Here is a 3,459-nt window from a genome sequence, read left to right as displayed (position 1 = left end):
CATCGACTGATTCCACAGACCGCGAAAATCCCAAGTATCCCACAAGCTGACAGGAGTCTCGGACGGCGGTAACAGTGGGAATGCGTACGCACTCGCATTAACAAACTCTTGCTCTCCCCAAACCAGTATCATCAGCTTATCCTCACCGCTAAAGACCAGCTATTTATGCGAATATTTACCCAAGTTTGCCCATCAATAGTTAGCTGGGATAAGCTATTTAATCCATTACTAGCAATAATGCCAAAATCACCTTGAACTTAACCCAACAACTGCACCTTGAGTGCTTGAGCATAAAACTATTCGCTTTAACAAATCTCTCGTTCCACCTGGGTTAATGTGAATTGGAAAGTTCTCTGGATTAAATAAAATATCGTGGTGGTTTGGTGATAAAGGATTTGCTGGTAATATCCTAAACCTACTGATATCATTTCCATTAGGCGCAAAAGCATAAAGAGAATTATCAGGCCACCAAGTTGGTTTTATAGAAGGACAAACAAACCCGGCAGACATTAAGCCAGCATTGTTGTCTGGTCTGATGGCACAAACCATCGCAATCTCAAGAGATTGAAAAGTTACCCATCTAATAGGGAAGTTTTCACTCTAACCATACACAGCATTATTAAAGTTAGCATCACTGGAGATGCCAATAGTATTATTTAGCGTTAGACCTTGATTTCCATCCCCTTGCCATAGTTTAATTTTGATATTTGTTGCACTCGGTTGTTCCACCAAATACTTCAAGTACGCCCTATCTTTGGGAGACGCAGATCAAGGCACATCCCAAGAAAAAACAGCTTCATTGCCAGAAGCTGCTTCTTGCCTGTAGCCTATTGATATTAACTTGCTGTTGAGAACTCCTCTATATTTAACCGCATCCCAAGTCTCATTAATAATTTCGCTCCTGAATTTACCCGGCATTATTTTACTAACTCAATCACTAAATTAATTGTAGCAGCATCGGCTAGGATTCTAAAATTCTGGGGACTTGTGGAACAACAGCCACCAAAATTAAAGGTGCTAATTCTAACTGTTCCGAGTTAGAGTTTCCCCCAAACATCACATCTAAAAGTATTCCATTAGTATGAACCGCCGAAACATAAGTCGGACGAAGTAAATCATCTTCCCTGGCGTCCGAACTTCGGTCAAGTTACAACTAATTTTAACCAAGTTAGCTAACAGACGAAAGTTTAAAGCATCTTTTTTAATCAGATCTCCTCTACTGCTATTCCAGCTATAAATTAACGAATCTAACTCAAATGAGTTTCTGGGTGGGCTGATATCATTTAACAAGAGATTTAAAATCATACCAGGAATGGTAATAATTAAGGATGATAATACCAAACAGCAAGGCTTATTTGTGAAAACCACCAGGGAACTTCTAAAATAACCATGTATGCCTGTTGACCAACAGGGGGAATTTCAATCAATGTTTTTCGGCCTCTACCGCAATTTATTCCCAAAAATTCAGTAAGCGCTGGCGTAGATGTGTAAGAAGAAGGTGTTAAAAGTAAATTGATTGAAGCTTGACAACCAAGCCACCAGTGAGGCAGAACATCAGAAGATTTGCACTCAATAATCAAGAAATTAGAACTAAACGGTCCCGATACAGGATAAATAGGTCTGTAGCCAGCAGGAGACATTGGTTGCGCGGTGATAGATTCGCGCAACAACAAGTCGCAATTCATCTCATCCATGAAGCTCATAAATTGTAAGAGATTCCATCAATCCAATCTTGAGCTTTGGTCAAAATATTAATCCCTTGATCGGCAAGCAAGTCGATGTAATCACCAGAGGTTATTTCTTTATTAAACCACTGACGAGTAGCAATAACTCGCTGAAAATGCAAATCTAACTCATAAAAAAACTCTTCCTCTCCGTCTTGACCTGGATACCAAATTGCAGGTATTGAAAAAAACTCTTCCATTTTTAACCTGAAGTATTTAAGGTTTCTAATCTAAAAGTTATTCTTCCATAGGTTCCAAGCTGGGTTCTAATTGCGCTTGCTAATCGATTGAACGCCGGAAGCACCCCCGCCAGAGTAGGTTGTTGATTATTGTCCGCAATGGGCGCCCAATAATAAGCTTGTTGCGCCCTATCATCAATTCGATCTGGGGTATACCTAATTATCCGCCGTCCTGTGTTGTTAAAAGCGCGAACGGCGCGGGGGGTTCCACTCAATTTATGAAATCGAAGGTTTGAACCCCATAGGTTTAGGAATGACCCGGTTTACACGATCACCTGTTATAATTTATATTAGGTTTAATCGCGTTATACCTAAAAATTCAGTCGCTTGTTTACTCGAGGATAATTTAATGATGGGGACACGTGTACCGACTCGTAAAAACAGGCATTTGTATCCCAGTTTATCGATTGGTCGTGGCACAACCGTAGTTGATGCTTTGGGCAGGTTCCTATAGTACTATACCCGTGGTTGAACCTAATCTAACTGACGCTGATAGTACCAGGCTGGTCTTGGCATATAATCACACAACTCATCTAATCTTGTTTTAGATATAACCCAAAAAAATCCCGACTTTTCCCAACCGGAAAGGTTAAACCTTTCCTATCACTTTTGTAAGTTATTCCACTAAGGCGAATCTCGTTTGTTTGGTACGACTGTAAAGAATTAGGGGATTTTGCATTCCACGAATAGTTAAAGTGGCAAACGAAAACCGGAGAGTTGCCACTGGTCGATCTCTAGGCATCCTTTGCAAACTACCTAAAACTGGCTTTCTGTCTGGAATGGTACGATACCGTCTTGCTGGATTAGAGTTAACGTTGTAAGTTAAGTTATCTAACTCGAATGCGTGACCCTGAATATTCAAAACTTGTCTAATAATACGATCGCCTTCGTCTAAATTTCTGCAAAGTAATTGCATCTGATATCCTTTCTCCCAATCGCAGTAATTTACCAGATCTTTACCTTTATGCCAGAGAAACCCGTCACCAGATCCAAAAAGAGATTTTATCCGGCGGCACTCAAGTGCCTAGGAAGAACGGCAAGGTTTCGCGCTGTCGCTTCAGATATGTCGTTCTCAGAATCTGGATTGATTAACCGAAAACCAATCTGACCATCTACTGGCGAATAGCCTGACTCTACATCTTCTAAATCTTCCATAAAATAAAGACACACTTTAGGTTTATGCTTACGACGAGTTGAAAGCCGATCAATATTGCTAAATATCTGGATTTTTTCTGGTTGAATTAAATTTTCCAACTGCACGGGCATGTCCATCATCGAAGCACTATCATTATCTTTAACCAAGCCGGCTTTTTTTAAACTAGCCTTGGCTAGAATATTCCGAAGATCGTCGATGTTTTCCGGCACATCAACATCGCGAAATAATTGATTAACTTCCTGATTGTGAAGTAGGCGATAGACAGATTGTAAGTGGTCAAAATCATTCATGGTCGTTCACATTTATGGTCCTTCAATTGTAAAAGTTTGAGATTTAGTTT

General features: G+C 40.2%; 4 protein-coding genes. All 4 read right to left on the bottom strand.

The window, feature by feature from the left end; genetic code table 11:
• Positions 1-1,322: 1,322 nt before the first annotated feature.
• The 4 genes from ACE1CM_RS01440 to ACE1CM_RS01425 all read right to left on the bottom strand — a co-directional run bounded on the left by ACE1CM_RS01440 (position 1,323) and on the right by ACE1CM_RS01425 (position 3,409).
• Positions 1,323-1,694 carry a hypothetical protein gene (locus ACE1CM_RS01440; protein WP_374875627.1) on the bottom strand — a complete coding sequence of 124 codons (372 nt, stop codon included), beginning with the start codon at positions 1,692-1,694 and terminating at the stop codon, positions 1,323-1,325.
• A gap of 5 nt (positions 1,695-1,699) precedes the next feature.
• The gene (locus tag ACE1CM_RS01435; RefSeq protein WP_374875626.1) at positions 1,700-1,924 is read right to left on the bottom strand and encodes a hypothetical protein; all 225 of its coding nucleotides are present in this window, start codon (positions 1,922-1,924) and stop codon (positions 1,700-1,702) included.
• A gap of 655 nt (positions 1,925-2,579) precedes the next feature.
• Complete coding sequence (locus ACE1CM_RS01430) at positions 2,580-2,879, bottom strand: hypothetical protein (protein ID WP_374875625.1); 300 nt, start codon at positions 2,877-2,879, stop codon at positions 2,580-2,582.
• An 86-nt stretch (positions 2,880-2,965) separates the two neighbouring features.
• Positions 2,966-3,409, bottom strand: a complete 444-nt coding sequence (locus ACE1CM_RS01425; protein ID WP_374875624.1) for a hypothetical protein — start codon at positions 3,407-3,409, stop codon at positions 2,966-2,968.
• Positions 3,410-3,459: the final 50 nt, after the last annotated feature.

It is taken from the genome of Microseira sp. BLCC-F43 (assembly GCF_041929235.1).
In the GTDB taxonomy this organism is placed as follows: Bacteria; Cyanobacteriota; Cyanobacteriia; order Cyanobacteriales; family Aerosakkonemataceae; genus Microseira.
The sequence above is the reverse complement of the archived record's forward strand: the minus strand, read 5'-3'. Positions and strand labels throughout refer to the sequence as shown.